Here is a 17,075-nt window from a genome sequence, read left to right on the forward strand (position 1 = left end):
AATTATACTAATGTTGATACTGATATAAAATATTCAACAGTTTTTGCCGAGGCATAACTTCATTCAGAAGTTAATTTCTCTAGTGGGTTCAAGGTGTTAAAGAGCCAATGTCATTAATCGCATTATTTTAGCAAAAAATTCCCCCAGAAGCACTGTTCAGGCTATATTATTTGTTAAAGCTATTGTCGTGTCTATACCGTTATAAGAGGCGATTATGTACCATGCTATTTTACCTAATCAGTATCATCACGCCGCACAGCGCTTTTTACAGCAGTTACCTGAGCTTGCTACCACAAGCCCGTTGTGCCGACGCCTTAAGCCGGTTTCATTACTCATTGACATTGCACCCTTTACGCTGGCCGCACAACCTCACAGCTTCATTGCCGCTCAGTTTGACCTGTCCCCCAGAGCAGCACGGCGACGGGATAATGTCATCCGCCAGTTGCTAGTGCTACATGAGCCCGACCTCTATCAAGCCGTTCTTAACCTTGAACAGGCCACGCCTGATGAAGTCACCCGGCAAGCATTCGCATTTAAGTCATGGCTCTCTGAGCTGCTTAGCACATCCGTCATGCCTTGCGCCTATTGTGCATCTCTCAACACCGTTCGTATCGGTCAGCGTCTTAACTTCCGCTGCAAAGCCTGCCGACGTACTTTTAACCCACTTAAGATATATCAGCTCGATAAGCTATCTCATTGTGAGTTATGGCTACCGTTTATTGATATGTTATTACAAGGCGAGACCTGTAAAACAGTGAACCGGCAACTGGGCATTAATACCGCTACCGCTGCTAAGTGGCAACGCTATTTTCTTTGGATAATGAGCCAGCAAGGTTTTACCTTACTCGCTAACCATTGTCGAACCTTGCGACGTCGGCATTACCGGCAGACAAGGGTAAATGGCTAAATCAGGCCGGGTTTACCACCGGTACACCGCTGATTATCCGGGGGATGCAGGGTTGTTTAGTCATCGCCACCGAACCTAAACACCAGATGGATAACCGTAAGTTACTCGAAGAGATACAACAGACCCTGCAGCGCATCTGTGATATCACCGTTAAGCTTAATCAGTAAAACGGATAGTCAGAATCCACCTTATCATTGAGTTGAGGTTAACTTCACTAATGGCATGTAATGGATCAAATTATATGGGTCCATTCCATGTTAGCTTATTTTTAAGTTCTACAGGAACCATAGCAAAGAGTTCTTTAATAAAACTAACTTGCTTGTCATAATTAATAGATATTTCGGTATTACAGTTCTCATAATAATATCGAGCCTGATGATTTAAAAACCAAATGTCATGCTGCTCAAATTCAGCATCAAAAATAGTAATTAATAAATTATGAACTAATTCAGCCTCATAATAACATGATATATCTTTCGCCTTTCTAATCGAGTCTTGTGATTGCACGTTTCTTATATAAGTTAATGTTCGTCCTAACATTTCCACATATATTTCATTTTTCTTCATCATGGTTTCCTTGTTGGTAGAGGCCGTGCATCAACAAGGACTTTATTAGTTTTATCCCATTTACCATTTTCTAATAGCTTATGGATATATGTTGCATCACCTGTAGTTTTGTATATTTCTTGAGCTGCTGCCATTCTATGATGACCTCCGGTAATATAATAATTTTCTTTACTATCAATATATCCTGCAATTTTTCCTCTTGTAGCCGTGAACTCAAAACTTCCGTTTAGCATATCGCTTTTCATTAAATCAATTTGAGCAGGATCTCTTAATCCGACTTGAGTACCTTTAATTTCGGGAATACTCCCTTTTACAGCAATATCATCAACCTTATTAACAATATTACCGGGTTTACCTATATTTCCTAATACCTTAGATGGCGCAATTATACTCGTTAACAATGCCGCAGTATTCTCAAGGGCTACCTGATCACCATTAGCTGCTTTAACAACATTACCTTTAATTGCGTCCCATGCCTGACCATTAATGATCGCATCCATGGCATTTCCTATGGTTTGATCTGATTTTCTCAAGTCACTCATTGCTGTGTCACAATAACTCGCCCCTACGGCGCAGCTATTCAAAGCAAGGACTGCATCAAGAACAGTATCTGCAATACCTACACCAAGATCGACTGTATCACCATAAGCAGTCAGTACACCATTGGTGATTTGCGAGATTGTATTTTCACCTACCGTTTCTCTTACCTGATCTTTCCAGTAAGTAATACTGCCTTTATGTTCGTCTCGGATATAGTCACCCGCCAAAGAGTTATTCTCAACAACAAAACTAGCGTGTTAAGTTTTGGAACTGAAAATTTGTTATTTCTATCTTTATAATTAAGTATTAATTGACTTCTTGACTAATTTTCCAATGATAAACCAATTTGATATAATTGATTTTTCTTCAACCCATACATCTCTGCGGTAATTGCCGCTGCTTTTTTTAATGGTAACTCTTTAATTAATAATTTTAAGGTGGTCATTACTTTGGCATCCATAGCATTATCAGTTTTGCTATGTCCTTCAACAATTAGAACAAATTCGCCTTTTTGACGATTATTATCTTCTTGTAACCAATCAATTAACTCATCTACTGGGTAGCTGACAATCGTTTCCCATGTTTTAGTGAGTTCTTTTGCTAAAACAATATGTTTATCACTGCCCCAAACTGTTTGCATATCATTTAAGGTTTCTAACAGTCGATGAGTTGATTCATAAAAAATCATTGTTCGACTCTCTTGGCAAAGATCTGTTAGATAATCTTGACGTGCTTTGGTTTTTGCTGGTAAAAAACCTTCATAACTGAACTTATCAGAAGGTAATCCTGCAACCGATAATGCGGCAATAGCGGCACAAGCGCCCGGAATTGGTACCACATTTATATTATTTTCTCGACAGGCTTTCACTAGGTGATAACCAGGATCATTAATTAGTGGTGTGCCTGCATCTGAAATTAATGCAATTGATAAACCTGATTTTAGTTTTTCGATCAAAACTTGTGCTTTTTCTTGTTCATTGTGATCGTGTAAAGCAAAAAGTTTAGCTTTAATACCTAGATGTTGTAATAGTAGTCCACTATGTCTAGTATCTTCAGCCGCAATAAGATCAACACTTTTAAGTGTATTAATGGCTCTTAGTGTAATATCATCTAAATTGCCAATGGGTGTTGCAACAACATATAAAGTCATTCTATTTTTATCACTGTAAATTTTGTAGTAAGACATTAAATATACTATACCAAACCTTGTTTTATTGTATATACTCATTACCGTGAAATTAGTGTTAATCATTATCGGCTAAAATATGGCTGAAATGCTTTTTATGCTAATGATATTTATTCGGCCGTATAACAGGATAGTTAGAATAGGAGAGTTATTTGCAAATTCTGCGAACAATTAGCCATTAAATGAGATGAATTTATAGCTTTTACTCAAGAATTGTACATTTTTGCAACTGATTTTATTGATTTACTTTATAAGTAATTAATATAATAGCTTTGTGTCTTAAAAACGATAAAATGTGCATATATAAAATAATATAAATTAATGAAAGGTGTTATTGTGAAAAAAATACTCACATTAAGTTGTTTTAGTTTGATGATTGCAGCATGTACACAAACTAATCCAGCTGAAATTGACGATATTTCTGATTCTTCAAGTTCTTCTACTTCATCGGTTTATTCTAAGCCTCCGACAAATATTTCTACAGGTAATCGCTCTTCTTCAATAAATTATTCATCACAGGTGCCAGCATCTGGCTCAACAGTAACATCCAATAGCAATAAACAAGATGTAATTACATCTAATGAGCGCATTGTTTATAATCGTAATTATAATGATATTCCGAAAGGAGGTTATCAAGGTAATACTTATACAGTAAAAAGAGGTGATACACTTTTTTATATTGCTTGGGTTACCGGCAATGATTATCGTGCCTTAGCTGCTAAAAATAATATAAGAGAACCATTCGCAGTTAATGTTGGTCAAGTGCTTGATGTCAGTGGAGGTACAACTATTGTTGAAACTAAAAAAACAACTTCAACTACGCAAGCCATTGCATCTAATAATCACAATGTTGAATCAGCTACAAATAACACGATCAGGACTAAGCCAGTTGTAACAACAGTTACAACTACAACTACTACAACATCTGGTAAAAATCAGCCAACTAATACGATTGAAACTACTGAAACTGTAACCGAACCGGTCGATTCATCAGTGCCAACAACTTTACCAACTACTTCGAACGTTTCTAATATTATATGGCAATGGCCAGCTCAAGGTAAGATCATTGAAAAATTTTCAAATTCTAGTAAAGGAATTGATATCTCAGGTACTTTAGGTTCCAAAGTTGTTGCGGCTGCTAATGGGCGCGTGGTTTATTCTGGTAATGCATTACCCGGTTATGGTAACTTAATTATTATAAAACACAATGATGACTATTTAACAGCATATGCACATAATCAAACAATTTTAGTTAAAGAACAACAAAATGTTCGAGCAGGCGAACAAATTGCGACTATGGGAGCAACTGGGACATCATCAGTGCGATTACATTTTGAAATTCGTTATAAAGCACAATCAGTTGATCCATTAAAATACTTATCGAAATAGTTGATATTTTAAATAAAGGTGGAAAACTAGCTTATTATAATAAGCTAATGATAAATGCACCAATTAATTATATGTTTTAGTGCAAACCAATTTGATTTAACCATTTTATTTTACGTAACTAAGGAGTTATATTCATGGCAGTAAAAAAATTAGTTCTTATTCGTCACGGAGAAAGCGTTTGGAATCAAGAAAACCGTTTTTGTGGTTGGACTGATGTTGATTTATCTGACAAAGGTAATAAAGAAGCATCAGAAGCTGGTCAATTATTAAAACAAGAAGGTTTCAAATTTGATTATGCTTATACTTCTGTTTTAAAACGTGCAATTCATACATTATGGCACGTTTTAGATGCAGTTGATCAAGCGTGGTTACCGGTTGAAAAAAGCTGGAAATTAAATGAACGTCATTATGGAGCACTGCAAGGTCTAAATAAAGCTGAAACTGCTGCTAAATATGGTGATGAGCAAGTTAAATTATGGCGCCGCGGTTTTGCAATTACTCCACCTGCTCTTGAAAAATCAGATGAACGTTTCCCTGGACATGATTCACGTTATAGCAAATTACCAGAATCTGAATTACCTTTAACTGAAAGTTTAGCATTAACAATTAAACGTGTACTTCCTTACTGGGAATCAACTATTGCGCCACGTGTTGCTAAAGGTGAACGTGTAATTATTGCTGCTCACGGCAACTCACTTCGTGCGCTAGTTAAGCATTTAGATAACATCAGTGATGATGACATTATCGATCTAAATATCCCAACAGGTGTGCCACTCGTTTATGAATTTGATGACAACATGAAAGTTGTTAAACACTACTACTTAGGTAATGCTGATGAAATCGCCGCTAAACAAGCAGCGGTAGCGAACCAAGGTAAAGCAAAATAGTATTAATTAATCTAAAGGGTAAGTTGAATAACTTACCTTTTATTTCCTAACACAGGGAATAAATATTTAACTTTTTGAGACGCTAATTTTGTCGAAAATTTATTATATTTATGGCGTAATGAACGCTGGAAAATCTACCGAATTACTGCAAATCGACCATAACTACTTAAGTAATAATATGCAAACATTATTGCTTAAATCTTCGGTTGATACTCGAGATTCTGCTGTTGAAATTGTATCTCGGCTAGGCTTACGTAAAAAAGCATTACAACTTGACGATAGTACAGTGGATGGCATAATTGAGCACATCAAACAAAATAATTACGCTTGTATTTTAATTGATGAAAGTCAGTTCTTATCATCTAACACCATCTGGAAATTATCTGATGTTTGTGATGAATACAGTGTTCCTATGATGTTTTTTGGTTTAAAAACAGATTACATGGGGCATTTATTTGAAGGTTCGAAAACTCTATTAGAAATTGCTGATAATTATAGAGAACTTAAAACGGTTTGCTGGTGTGGTAAAAAAGCCACCATGATTCTTTTAGAAGGAGAAAATGGGCAAATAATTAAATTTGGAAATTCGATACATATAGGTGATAGTGAGTATCATTCCGTTTGTCGAAAACACTGGAAAGCTGGACAGGTAAGACCAAATCATTAAGTTTACTTGTGCATTTGGATAAATATTATACTATTAAAAAATAATGTTTATACTTGGTGTACAAAAATTTTAAATTATTGCAAGGAACTTATCTCATGAAAATTAAAAATACATCACTAGCTGTTTTATTAGGTATAGTTTCGTATTCTGCTAGTGCAAAAAATTATGTTATTACTGATGTAGATAATGGAATCCAAAAAGGGTTATGGTCACTTAGTAGTCAAGAAATAAACGCTGATGTGCCCAATTTTACTATTAATAACATTATTCTTAAAGGTGGTAAACAAGATGGTTCAGAATTACTTTCAATTAACAGTGAAAATGGATTAACTATTAAATTAAGCCCAACACGTGGCTTAGGTATTATTTCTGTTGAAGGTGATGGTATTCGTTTAGGTTGGGACTCTCCAGTCAACGAAATTGTCAATCCAAAATATATCAATTTAGAAAGCCGAGGTGGAGTTGGTTGGTTAGACGGTTTTAATGAAATGATGGTTCGTTGTGGTTTTGAATGGACAGGACACGCAGTTCAAGCGGATGGCATGATGTATACACTTCACGGTCGTGCACAAAATACCCCAGTTTCAAAACTGCTTATAGATATCGAGGATCAAGCTCCATACACCATAACCATTAAAGGTCTTATTAAAGAAAATGCCTTTAAAAAAACTAATTTAGAAACATGGGTTACACTTAGTTACATTCCAGGTAGTAAAGAATTCACAATTCATGATACTGTGACAAATCAAGGTGATTATCCTCGAGATTATCAAATCATTTATCATAGCAATTTTGGTACGCCGATTCTTGAAGAAGGAGCAAAATTTATTGCACCAGTTAAAGAAGTTTCACCGTTTAATGACTATGCAGCAACAGGTTTAAAAAATTGGCAAACTTATTTGGGGCCAACCAAAGACTTTGATGAAATGGTATTTAACATTTTTCCTTATTCTGATGCAAACAAACAAACTCAAGTAATGTTAGCTAATAAAACTGGTGATAAAGGAGTAGGTGTTGAGTTTAATACCGAAGAGTTACCAGTGCTTACTTTATGGAAAAATACAGATACGCTCAAACAAGGTTATGTAACAGGTATTGAGCCCGGTACAAGTTTTGCTTATCCAGTAACAATCGAACGTGAACAAAAACGTGTTCGTCAATTGGAACCAGGGAAAAGTGCCGAATTTAGGTTAAAATATAGTTTGTTATCTGATAAAGAAGCGGTGAAAACTTACGAGGACAAAATAAAGGCTATCCAAGGAAGCCAAGAAACGAAGGTAATTGAACAACCAATGGCTAAAGAATAAGTTATATCAAATATCACCGTTGGCGACATAGTTGACGGTGTTCTTTTTCTCCTCGATTAAACTAGTTTTACATAGAAAATATATTATTATCTTTAAATTGCTAATTTAAGCTAAAATACATTCTAAATTTAGAATTTCTATTTAAAAACAGGAATTAATATGAGAAGGATGATAATTGGCATAAGTGGTGCTACAGGCTTTGCTTATGGTATCAAAGCTTTAGAACTATTAAAACCAATGGATATTCAGACACATCTAGTGATCTCAAAAGCGGCAAAAATTACTGGTCATTATGAACATTCGAAATCACAATTAACTCAATTGCAAGCGTTAGCTGATGTTGTATATCCGATCGATAATATTGGCGCTGCAATAGCAAGTGGTTCATTTAAAACAATGGGAATGTTAGTTGCACCATGTTCAATGCGAACACTTTCAGCTATAGCGAATAGTTTGTCAGATAATTTACTTACTCGAGCAGCAGATGTGGTATTGAAAGAGCGTCGTCGATTGGTTTTAATGACGCGAGAAGCGCCATTACATTTAGGTCATATTAAAAACATGGAGGCTGTGACTTTAATGGGAGGAATTATTTTTCCGCCAGTTCCTGCGTTATATCAACAGATTGAAAGTGTTGATGATCTTATTACCCATAGTGTTGCTAGAGCACTTGATCTGTTTGATATTGATGTACCTTGTTTACCTCGCTGGGGTGAAGATATGCATCTTAATCAAAAGCCTGAATAATCAGTAATATCATGAAGACAACCGAGTCTAAAATAGCGCAATTTATCCAGAAACAACATGTACTAAATTTATGTGTGATATTAGCTAATAGCCAGCCATGGGCATGTAATGTATTCTATGTATTTGATAAAGATAACTGGTGTTTATATTTCTTATCGGAATTGAAAACTAAGCATGCACAAGCAATGCTACAGAATCCAAATGTTGCTGGTACTATAAGTATTAATCCAAAATCGATAACTAAAATTCAAGGTATTCAATTTAGCGCTATAGCTGAACAACTCATTGATTATGAAGCTAGCAATGCTTATAAACTTTATTATTCCGCCTTTCCTTTTGCAAGAGTTATGAAAGCACCGATTTGGTCACTACGATTGCAAGAAATTAAGATGACAAATAATCTAATTGGTTTTGCGCACAAAAGCTATTGGCAACGAGACGAAGATCTTATAAATAATTAATTTGATAAATGGTATGTTAGGTTTTAGCATAATCATTATCTAATTACAAACTAAAACCCACTGATAACTTAAATCAAAAATGAGTTATCACAACTTGGATGGTATATTTTCCTCATATTCAGTATCGCCATCACAAATAGTATCCCAATTGGCTTTTGAACCAGTATAAATGTGTATACGCTTTTCAGCATTAATTGGCTCATTAATCAATCCTATACGTAATCGGTAAGTACTATTATCATTATCACGACTAGAAAATAGATGTGAACCACAATTACCACAAAAATGACGGTTGACACCTAAGTTAGAAAAAACTTTTATATTTTCTACCCCTTTGATGAAAGTTAAATCTTCCTTGTTAATGAGTGTGGCAGAATTAAAGGCTGAACCAGTTTGTTTGCGACAACGTGAACAGTGACAAAAAACAATCGCTTTGATATCACTATTTAGTTGATAGACAATTTCACCACATAAGCAGTTACCTGTCATCATGATTAATTTCCTTATATTATTTATAGCCGTATTATTACCGCATTTTACATGTAAATTTAAAATAAGCTATAGATAGCTAAATGATGAGGATAATTCAACAAAAGCACAAAAAATTTGAGGAACAGGGTTTTTAAGACAAAAAAATGGCACTAATAATTAGTGCCAATAATCAAATATTACTAAAATTTGCTATTTTTATAGTTTAAAAATGGACTACATTTTAATCGTTAACATCTTTCAACAAAATAGCGCATTATACCGTTATCGGTAGTTAGTTCTGGGTGGAATGAACATACCAAAATATTATCTTGTTCCGCCATTACACAATGATTATCAACAAAAGCGAGTGGTTTTACTTGTTTACCTGCTGTGGCAATATAGGGGGCACGAATAAATACCGCTGGAATTTGCTGACCGATAGGTGCAATATCTAACACTGTTTCGAAGCTATTTATTTGCCGTCCAAAGCCATTTCGTTCGACAATAATATCTATTAGTCCCAGTTGTTCAACCTCATTATGGCTGGTTTCAGTTCCGCAAAGAACTAACCCAGCACAGGTGCCAAAAATACCTTTACCTTGTTTAGCAAATGCTTGGATTGGCTCAAATAAATCATTTTGTCTAATTAAACGACTGATTGCTGTTGATTCACCACCGGGAATAATTAAACCATCAAGTTGACACAATTGTTCAGGTTTTTTAACTGCAATAGGACGCACCAATTCAATGCTAGCAAGCATGTTTAAATGTTCAGTGACGGCACCTTGTAAGTTAAGCACCCCAATGATTTTGTTAGCTTTTAAGTTGGTAGTTTTTGTCATTACCAGCCTCGATCTTGCATTCTTTCTGATTCGGTTAATTTACTGATTTCAATCCCTTTCATGGCTTCACCCAATCCTTTGGATAATTCAGCTAATCTTGGATAATCATCAAAATAAGTAGTCGCTTGAACAATCGCTTTAGCAAATTTTTCTGGATTTTGTGATTTAAAAATACCAGAACCAACAAATACACCATCAGCACCAAGTTGCATCATTAATGCTGCATCAGCAGGCGTGGCTACACCACCAGCAGCAAAATTAACCACAGGTAATTTTCCAAGTTGTTTAATTTGTAATACTAACTCATATGGTGCGCCAATTTCTTTAGCCAATGTCATAAGTTCATCTTTTGATTTGCCAACGACTAAACGAATTTGTTCATTGACACGACGCATGTGTCTAACTGCTTCAACAATATTGCCTGTTCCGGGTTCGCCTTTGGTGCGTAACATAGAGGCACCTTCACCAATTCGGCGTAATGCTTCACCCAAATCTCGACAGCCACAGACAAAAGGTACAGTGAATTCATCTTTCAATAAGTGATATTGTTCATCAGCAGGCGTCAGCACTTCGCTTTCATCAATATAATCCACACCCATTGATTCTAAAATGCGTGCTTCAACAATATGGCCAATTCTTGCTTTCGCCATAACAGGAATTGTTACAGCTTTCATTACTTCTTCAACTATGGTTGGATCTGCCATTCTTGCAACACCACCGGCAGCACGAATATCGGAAGGAACACGTTCTAAAGCCATAACTGCTACGGCACCAGCTTGTTCAGCAATTTTGGCTTGTTCAGCATTGACGACATCCATTATCACGCCACCTTTTTGCATTTGTGCCATTCCACGTTTTACTGTTTGTGTACCGGTATGTTGTTTCATTGCTACTCCTTGTTAATTAAAGTTAGTTGTCTAATGTCAGGACTATTATTCAAAATTAAAGCACTGCAAAAAACAGCCAATTGGACTATAATTAACCCATCCAATTTTGCATTTAAGGTAATAAGTTCTAAAAAACTTAGTAAATAAAAGATGTGGAATAAGCAAAAATTAAGCCCTTTTAATGGCGCATTATTTAAAAAAGTCACGCAATTGATTGAGAACTATATCGAACAAGGTGTGTTAATAGCCGGTGAACGATTACCATCTGAGCGTAATTTAGCCAAGGATCTACAAGTTAACCGTTCAACTATTGTGCATGCGTTAGATATCTTAACTGAACGGGGGATATTAGTGCGAAAGCAGGGTAGTGGGACTTTTGTTAATGAACAAAAATGGGGGATGCAAGCTTATTCGACCATTAATTGGCGATTGCCAGCCAATTTTTATCATCATCGTCAAAATGTATACCAACAAAAAGTGACACAGGTTCGGCAACAAATGGATCATATTTGTGATTTAGCTAATGGTGATTTGCCTACTAATATGATCCCCAAATTAATATTACCTAATATTACTTCCCATGAAATGGTAGCTTACGAAAAGAAGAGCGACATGTTGCAATTAGGGCTTCCTTCGCTTAAGCAGCAAATTGCGCATTATATGAAGAAACAATTTGCTATGGTGGTTGATACCGAACAAATTCTTATTACCTCAGGCACTCAACAATCTCTTTTTTTGATTACCCAAGGATTATTAAAACCTGGCGATGCGATAGGTATTGAATCACCATCATATTTTTATTCATTACCATTATTTCAAGCTGCAGGATTGCGTTTATACGGTATTGAATGTGATGAAGAGGGTATTACTTTAGAGAGTTTACAAAAAGTTACCTTAGAGCGACAAATAAAATGGTTATTTCTAAATCCTATCTTTCAAAATCCAATTGGTTGTGTGATGAGTAATCAGCGCAAGAAGCAGGTACTGGCATTTTGTCGAAAACAATGTATTGGTATTGTTGAAGATGATGCCTATAGTGGATTAGCTTTTGATGAAAAGACCAATATTTTACCGATTAAAAAATTTGATGTAAGTAATCAAGTGGTCTATTTAGGATCTTTATCCAAATATATCGGCCGTAATATACGTATTGGTTGGATGATAGCACCAAGTGAAATTATCGAAAAATTAGCCAATATCCGGCATCATATTGACTCTGGCTTAAGTATTTTACCGCAACTATTAGCTGAGGAATATTTAAGTCACCATTATCAAACACATCAAAAATGGCTCCGCCAACAATTGCAGAATAAAGCTAATCAATTGATGGATTGGCTTGATGATTATTTTAATGGTGATGTTATTTACCGAGTCCCAACCGGAGGTTTTCATTTATATGCTCATTTACCAGTTAATAATGCTGCACAAGAACTGACAATATTAAATCAATTGTTGTCAAAACATATTATTGTTTCGCAAGGTTCTGACTTTGGCGATAATGTGGGTTCTATCCGATTAAGTTATGGACATTTTGAAAAAAATTTGCTTTGATCACACATTCTAAAATTTGTATTGACTTATTGATTATGGAAAGATCTAAAACCGCATTATTATCTACCAATAAATTATTGCTTATTGCTGGCACTGGCTGGCTTTTTGATGCAATGGATGTTGGATTATTATCTTTTATTTTAGCTGCTTTAAAGCAAGATTGGGGATTAACACCGTCACAACTTGGTTGGATTGGTAGTGTTAATTCAATTGGTATGGCCGTTGGTGCCTTTTTATTTGGTATTTATGCCGATAAAAAAGGGCGCAAATCAGCTTTTCTATTCACTTTATTAATGTTTAGTATTGCCAGTGGCTTAAGTGCTTTTGCTTGGGGATTAGGTAGTTTATTAGTTTTACGATTCTTTATTGGTATGGGGCTAGGCGGTGAATTACCCGTTGCATCGACGCTAGTTAGTGAAAGTGTTGAGCCTGAAGTACGTGGGCGCATTGTGGTATTACTTGAAAGTTTTTGGGCAGTAGGTTGGATTTTAGCTGCGCTAATTGCTTATTTTCTAATTCCTCTGCCTGCAGTTGGTTGGCGTGGTGCAATGATATTATGTGCAATACCGGCTTTTTATGCGCTTTACTTACGCTTTAATTTACCTGATTCACAATCATATCAACATCAAAATAGCTATGCTCAAAAAGAGCCAGTTATCAAAAAAATACAATCACTATTATCAAACTCATTCCGACGTCAAACAATAATGTTATGGATAGTGTGGTTTTGTGTAGTATTTTCATACTATGGCATGTTCTTATGGTTACCAAGCGTAATGATGCTTAAAGGCTTTGATATGGTAAAAAGCTTTGGTTATATTCTCATGATGACCTTAGCCCAATTACCTGGCTATTTCACAGTTGCGTGGTTGATTGAACGAGTCGGGCGTAAATGGGTATTAATAGCATATTTATTGGGTACTTTAATCAGTGCTTATTTATTTGGTATTGCTGACTCAATTAACCAATTGCTTATCAGTGGAGCGTTATTATCCTTTTTCAATTTAGGGGCATGGGGAGCAATGTATGCTTATACTCCAGAACAATATAGCACAAATATTCGTGCTACCGGTGCTGGCATGGCAGCCTCTATTGGTCGAATTGGTGGCATACTAGGTCCATTAATGGTTGGATTCCTAATGGCTAACCAAGTTGGTGTAAGCATGATATTTGCTCTATTTAGTTTATCAATTCTGGTTGCTATCTTAGCAATATTATTGCTGGGCAAAGAGACCAAACAGACTCGTCTTTGCTAACGCATTAAAACCTTTTTCAATTAAATTGAATATTGAAAAAGGTTTATATCTTAACTAACCAATTATTTTCCTAGTTAACATACTGGCAGCGGTCACTAAATACTCTGTAAATTCAGCAATTCGTTCTTGCGGCATTTGAAATCTTATTCCTGAGGTACTTATGGCGGCGATAACATTACCATGTTTATCAAAAATCGGTGCAGCTAAGCAAGTTACTTCATCATAATCTTCGCCATCGTCAAACGCCCAACCTTGTTTTCTTACGACTTGTAATGCCTTTTTATAATCAGTTTTGGTTGCAATGGTATTTTTGGTTTTACTCGGTAATTGTTCATTAGGAAACAGCTCATCAATATATTGCTCCGGTAACCAAGCTAACAAAACCTTACCCAATGCTGAACTATGTAAAGATAATCGGCGACCTAACCAACTTTTAATCTGTATTGCATTATCGCTTTCAATTTTAGCTAAGTAGATTGCCGCATCGCCATCCAAAATACCTAAATGACAAGCTAGCTGAGTTTTATCTCGTAAAAACGAAAGTGGTTCTAGAGCTAAATCTTTAATATTAAATTGCTCAATCGCTTTGTTACCAAACTCATACAGATTAAGCCCTAAAAAGTATTTATTTCCTTTTTGCCGTAACAAACCATTAGTCACCATACTTTTTAAGATTAATGACGAAGAACTTTGTGGTAATGAAAGACCTTGATAAATTTGTGTATAAGTCATCCCACCATTTTGAGCAATAAAACTTAAAATTAGAGCAGCTTTATCGATGGCTGGAGTTTGAGATATTTTATTCATACTTATTACACCAATATATTGAAGTTAATTTTGTCTAAATATATATATATTATCTTTTGCAAAACTTTTTATTCATTTTATGAATAATTTTGTGATCCAGATCAAATAAGTAAAAAAATAAAATTGAGTAATTATTATATTGATTAATTATTGACCTTTATATAATTGATTAAATTTTATTTCAATATATTGGTGTTAAAATAAGGATAACATTATGAATAAAACCCCTAAGATATCAGGAACAATTTGTCCTGCTATCACGCCATTTAATACCAAAAATAAAGTTGACTTTGTCGCTATGGAAAAGCATTACCAAATGTTAACCGATGCAAAAATCAACGGTATTTTGGTGATGGGTACAATTGGTGAGTTTGCAACATTAAGCATCAACGAACGATTAGCTATTATCAAACAAGCTCATCAATTTACTAACTTGCCGCTAATTGTCAATGTTTCTACCACAGTTGTTAATGATATGGTTCGTTTAGCGGACGCTGCGTATGAAGCGGGATATCTGGCGGTAATGGTATTACCACACTACTATTTAGCTCAGACAGCTAATCAATTGTATGAATATTATAAATATCTGGATTCGTTATTTCTTGGAGATTGGTTTATTTATAATTTTCCTGCTCGTACTGGCTGTGATGTTGATGCAAAACTTGTTTCAAAACTGATGGTGAATTGTCCAAGGTTTATTGGTATTAAAGATACGATTGATTGTGCCTCACACACTCGTTCAATTGTGCTTGCTTCTCAAACAATTCGTAAAGATTTTTCGGTATTTGCAGGTTTTGATGAATATTTTATCCCAAACTTACTTAATGGGGGGGCAGGTGTTTTATCTGGTTTAAACAACGTTGTGCCAGAACTTTTCGCAAGTGTAATGAAAGCATTTAAAGAAAATGATTTCGAACAGATCCAACTATTACAAAAAGAGATCAGTCAATTATCAAATATCTATAATATTGGTGAAGACTTTGTTACCACAATAAAAGTAGCTGTCGCTGAAAAACACGGTTATTTAGAAGCTAAATCAAGAAATTTTGGTGGTGAACTAAATGCTGAACAGATAAAAAATGTAAAACAATTATTCAAAATATGAAAAAACAAAAGAGGGTTGTATGAAATAAAAACAATGCATTGATAAAGTTCCCAGCGGAATGAGGCTAATACTGCCCCTTTTAGGGGCATGTTTACATACATTTACACCAGAGACAGGAAAATACTTTAAATCGTTTACATATGAACTTATCGCTGGCGCCATATTTATATTATCAGTTTGGTTATTTTGCATGGGAACGTCAATTAAAGTAAATGCCACAGTTACAGTGTTGAGCAAATCCGGTATCTTAGTTGACACAAAACTAGCTGTTGCATAATGTTGTGTTTTTATTTTTTCGCAGATTTAGCCAGATGAGGACTAGTGCAAACAGGTTTTTTTACTGGTTCATCTGTGTTTGCTATTGTTGCATCAGTATTGATATCAATGGAATCAGGAGCATTAATGACCATGATTATCATTGGCTCTATTGGTTTAGCATCATTCCAACCAGAACATCTTATTGGTGTATTAATTTCATTTTTTATTGTTTTTGTGCTTGGTAATTTAGGTGAAGAGTTGAGAAATCTACTTAGTGTTGGAACTTGAACACTTATCCTTTTTTGCCTTTAGCTATAGTTAATACCATTGATCTTACTGTTATATTAAAAACTGGGTTACTAGGTGTTTTTGTTGCACTATTTGTTATTACCATTTCAAGTAAGGCCGTAGCAAAGGTTGCCACACCATTAGTCGTTGCGGAAATTGCACCATCATTTGCGCCAATCGTGTCAATCGCGACAATTTTAGTTGCGACTTTAGTAGCAATAATCTCAAAATTTGTACTAATAATCACATCACTGTATTACAATTACATTGCTTCTAAAATTAGACGAAATCAGAAATTCAACAAACAACAGCAAATAAATACTATTGTTTTATTTATTAAAAATAATGTAGATAAAATATTTTATCATTTAATTTACAAAAAATTATCTCAATACCTTATATAGCAAGGTTTAACTCCTTTGTTATATATGTTAGATTGTTTGTTCCATTCATATTTAAGCAGGTAGGTTGATCTTGAATCTTTCGCCAAAAGCTTTTCACTATTTGGGTATTATTGCAACTATTGCGTCATTAGGTATGTACGTGTCCTATATTCCACAAATTATTGATAATCTTCATGGAGCTAAAACCAATCCCACTCAACCTTTAGCTGCAGCAATCAACTGCTCATTATGGGTCTGTTATGGTTTGTTACAAGAAAAAAAAGATTGGCCAATTGCTATAGCTAATTCTCCAGGTGTATTATTTGGTTTAATCGCTTTTTTTACTGCTTTATAAATTATTGTTTTTACTTTGTGTTTTTTACAGCATAATGTAAATGTTATGCTGTATTTTTTTATTTTTTATCGCTCAAATAAATCATAATCTTTGTAAAATAGACTTGATCTTTTTACTAAAAGATATAGAAAATTTTGAAGGTTAAAATTTAATCTTTAAAATAAAAAGTTAATAATCATAGTATTAGATAGTTATTAACAGGTTTATTAAATAC

Annotated in this window: 22 protein-coding genes; 14 read left to right on the plus strand and 8 right to left on the minus strand. The window is 34.8% G+C overall.

Translation table 11 applies throughout. The annotated features are described in order from the left end of the window. Positions 1-214: 214 nt before the first annotated feature. Positions 215-907: an IS1 family transposase gene (locus B6C99_RS13040; protein ID WP_143413924.1), complete on the plus strand. Its 693-nt coding sequence runs from the start codon at positions 215-217 to the stop codon at positions 905-907. Then, positions 856-1,074 (plus strand): SymE family type I addiction module toxin, encoded by a 219-nt coding sequence (locus B6C99_RS13660; protein WP_086359024.1) that lies wholly within the window; start codon positions 856-858, stop codon positions 1,072-1,074. The genes B6C99_RS13040 and B6C99_RS13660 overlap by 52 nt, the downstream gene beginning before the upstream one ends. Positions 1,075-1,144: 70 nt before the next feature. Here the strand turns inward: B6C99_RS13660 and B6C99_RS06065 are convergent, their stop codons facing one another. From B6C99_RS06065 to rsmI, 3 genes are all read right to left on the minus strand, one after another. Then, positions 1,145-1,474, minus strand: coding sequence for a hypothetical protein (locus tag B6C99_RS06065; RefSeq protein WP_034901483.1), 330 nt, complete (start codon positions 1,472-1,474; stop codon positions 1,145-1,147). After that, positions 1,474-2,241: a hypothetical protein gene (locus B6C99_RS06070; RefSeq protein WP_086359025.1), complete on the minus strand. Its 768-nt coding sequence runs from the start codon at positions 2,239-2,241 to the stop codon at positions 1,474-1,476. The genes B6C99_RS06065 and B6C99_RS06070 overlap by 1 nt, the downstream gene beginning before the upstream one ends. Positions 2,242-2,336: 95 nt before the next feature. Beyond that, positions 2,337-3,200 carry a 16S rRNA (cytidine(1402)-2'-O)-methyltransferase gene (gene rsmI, locus B6C99_RS06075; protein ID WP_086359026.1) on the minus strand — a complete coding sequence of 288 codons (864 nt, stop codon included), beginning with the start codon at positions 3,198-3,200 and terminating at the stop codon, positions 2,337-2,339. A 336-nt stretch (positions 3,201-3,536) separates the two neighbouring features. Here rsmI and nlpD point away from each other — a divergent pair, with 336 nt between their 5' ends. From nlpD to B6C99_RS06105, 6 genes are all read left to right on the plus strand, one after another. Continuing rightward, positions 3,537-4,589 (plus strand): murein hydrolase activator NlpD, encoded by a 1,053-nt coding sequence (gene nlpD, locus B6C99_RS06080; protein ID WP_216819395.1) that lies wholly within the window; start codon positions 3,537-3,539, stop codon positions 4,587-4,589. A 134-nt stretch (positions 4,590-4,723) separates the two neighbouring features. Beyond that, positions 4,724-5,476, plus strand: coding sequence for a 2,3-diphosphoglycerate-dependent phosphoglycerate mutase (gene gpmA, locus B6C99_RS06085; protein ID WP_086359028.1), 753 nt, complete (start codon positions 4,724-4,726; stop codon positions 5,474-5,476). 88 nt (positions 5,477-5,564) lie between these two features. Further along, positions 5,565-6,143, plus strand: coding sequence for a thymidine kinase (locus B6C99_RS06090; RefSeq protein ID WP_143413923.1), 579 nt, complete (start codon positions 5,565-5,567; stop codon positions 6,141-6,143). Between the two features lie 95 nt (positions 6,144-6,238). Next, positions 6,239-7,450 (plus strand): aldose 1-epimerase family protein, encoded by a 1,212-nt coding sequence (locus B6C99_RS06095; protein ID WP_086359030.1) that lies wholly within the window; start codon positions 6,239-6,241, stop codon positions 7,448-7,450. Positions 7,451-7,609: 159 nt separating this feature from the next. Then, the gene (locus tag B6C99_RS06100; RefSeq protein WP_086359031.1) at positions 7,610-8,197 is read left to right on the plus strand and encodes a UbiX family flavin prenyltransferase; all 588 of its coding nucleotides are present in this window, start codon (positions 7,610-7,612) and stop codon (positions 8,195-8,197) included. Positions 8,198-8,208: 11 nt separating this feature from the next. Continuing rightward, positions 8,209-8,658 (plus strand): pyridoxamine 5'-phosphate oxidase family protein, encoded by a 450-nt coding sequence (locus B6C99_RS06105; protein ID WP_086359032.1) that lies wholly within the window; start codon positions 8,209-8,211, stop codon positions 8,656-8,658. Positions 8,659-8,745: 87 nt separating this feature from the next. Here B6C99_RS06105 and B6C99_RS06110 read toward each other — a convergent pair whose 3' ends face one another. The 3 genes from B6C99_RS06110 to pdxS form a co-directional block, all read right to left on the minus strand. Continuing rightward, positions 8,746-9,150 (minus strand): GFA family protein, encoded by a 405-nt coding sequence (locus B6C99_RS06110; protein ID WP_086359033.1) that lies wholly within the window; start codon positions 9,148-9,150, stop codon positions 8,746-8,748. 227 nt (positions 9,151-9,377) lie between these two features. Further along, positions 9,378-9,971 carry a pyridoxal 5'-phosphate synthase glutaminase subunit PdxT gene (pdxT, locus tag B6C99_RS06115; RefSeq protein ID WP_086359034.1) on the minus strand — a complete coding sequence of 198 codons (594 nt, stop codon included), beginning with the start codon at positions 9,969-9,971 and terminating at the stop codon, positions 9,378-9,380. After that, the gene (gene pdxS / locus B6C99_RS06120) at positions 9,971-10,858 is read right to left on the minus strand and encodes a pyridoxal 5'-phosphate synthase lyase subunit PdxS (RefSeq protein WP_065578948.1); all 888 of its coding nucleotides are present in this window, start codon (positions 10,856-10,858) and stop codon (positions 9,971-9,973) included. Before pdxS ends, pdxT begins: the two co-directional genes overlap by 1 nt. Before the next feature lie 150 nt (positions 10,859-11,008). Here pdxS and B6C99_RS06125 point away from each other — a divergent pair, with 150 nt between their 5' ends. Both B6C99_RS06125 and B6C99_RS06130 read left to right on the plus strand, forming a co-directional pair. After that, positions 11,009-12,409, plus strand: coding sequence for a PLP-dependent aminotransferase family protein (locus tag B6C99_RS06125; RefSeq protein ID WP_086359035.1), 1,401 nt, complete (start codon positions 11,009-11,011; stop codon positions 12,407-12,409). Positions 12,410-12,444: 35 nt separating this feature from the next. Beyond that, positions 12,445-13,665: an MFS transporter gene (locus B6C99_RS06130; RefSeq protein ID WP_086359036.1), complete on the plus strand. Its 1,221-nt coding sequence runs from the start codon at positions 12,445-12,447 to the stop codon at positions 13,663-13,665. A 54-nt stretch (positions 13,666-13,719) separates the two neighbouring features. On the opposite strand, the gene B6C99_RS06135 is transcribed toward B6C99_RS06130, so the two are convergent. Beyond that, complete coding sequence (locus B6C99_RS06135) at positions 13,720-14,472, minus strand: IclR family transcriptional regulator (protein WP_086359037.1); 753 nt, start codon at positions 14,470-14,472, stop codon at positions 13,720-13,722. A gap of 214 nt (positions 14,473-14,686) precedes the next feature. Between B6C99_RS06135 and B6C99_RS06140 the strand changes: the two genes are divergently transcribed. From B6C99_RS06140 to B6C99_RS13365, 3 genes are read left to right on the plus strand one after another with little or no spacing between them, the layout of a single operon-like run. Beyond that, complete coding sequence (locus B6C99_RS06140; protein ID WP_086359038.1) at positions 14,687-15,577, plus strand: dihydrodipicolinate synthase family protein; 891 nt, start codon at positions 14,687-14,689, stop codon at positions 15,575-15,577. A 58-nt stretch (positions 15,578-15,635) separates the two neighbouring features. Beyond that, positions 15,636-15,854 (plus strand): 2-keto-3-deoxygluconate permease, encoded by a 219-nt coding sequence (locus tag B6C99_RS13665; protein WP_216819396.1) that lies wholly within the window; start codon positions 15,636-15,638, stop codon positions 15,852-15,854. A 44-nt stretch (positions 15,855-15,898) separates the two neighbouring features. Next, complete coding sequence (locus B6C99_RS13365; protein WP_216819397.1) at positions 15,899-16,123, plus strand: 2-keto-3-deoxygluconate permease; 225 nt, start codon at positions 15,899-15,901, stop codon at positions 16,121-16,123. Between the two features lie 4 nt (positions 16,124-16,127). Here the strand turns inward: B6C99_RS13365 and B6C99_RS13370 are convergent, their stop codons facing one another. Then, entirely contained in the window at positions 16,128-16,370 is a 243-nt protein-coding gene (locus B6C99_RS13370; RefSeq protein ID WP_216819398.1) for a hypothetical protein, read from the minus strand. Between the two features lie 227 nt (positions 16,371-16,597). Here B6C99_RS13370 and B6C99_RS06150 point away from each other — a divergent pair, with 227 nt between their 5' ends. Next, positions 16,598-16,861, plus strand: a complete 264-nt coding sequence (locus tag B6C99_RS06150; protein ID WP_254045950.1) for an SWEET family sugar transporter — start codon at positions 16,598-16,600, stop codon at positions 16,859-16,861. The last annotated feature ends 214 nt before the right edge of the window (positions 16,862-17,075 follow it).

This window comes from Gilliamella sp. N-G2, assembly GCF_002142215.1.
Lineage (GTDB): Bacteria > Pseudomonadota > Gammaproteobacteria > Enterobacterales > Orbaceae > Gilliamella.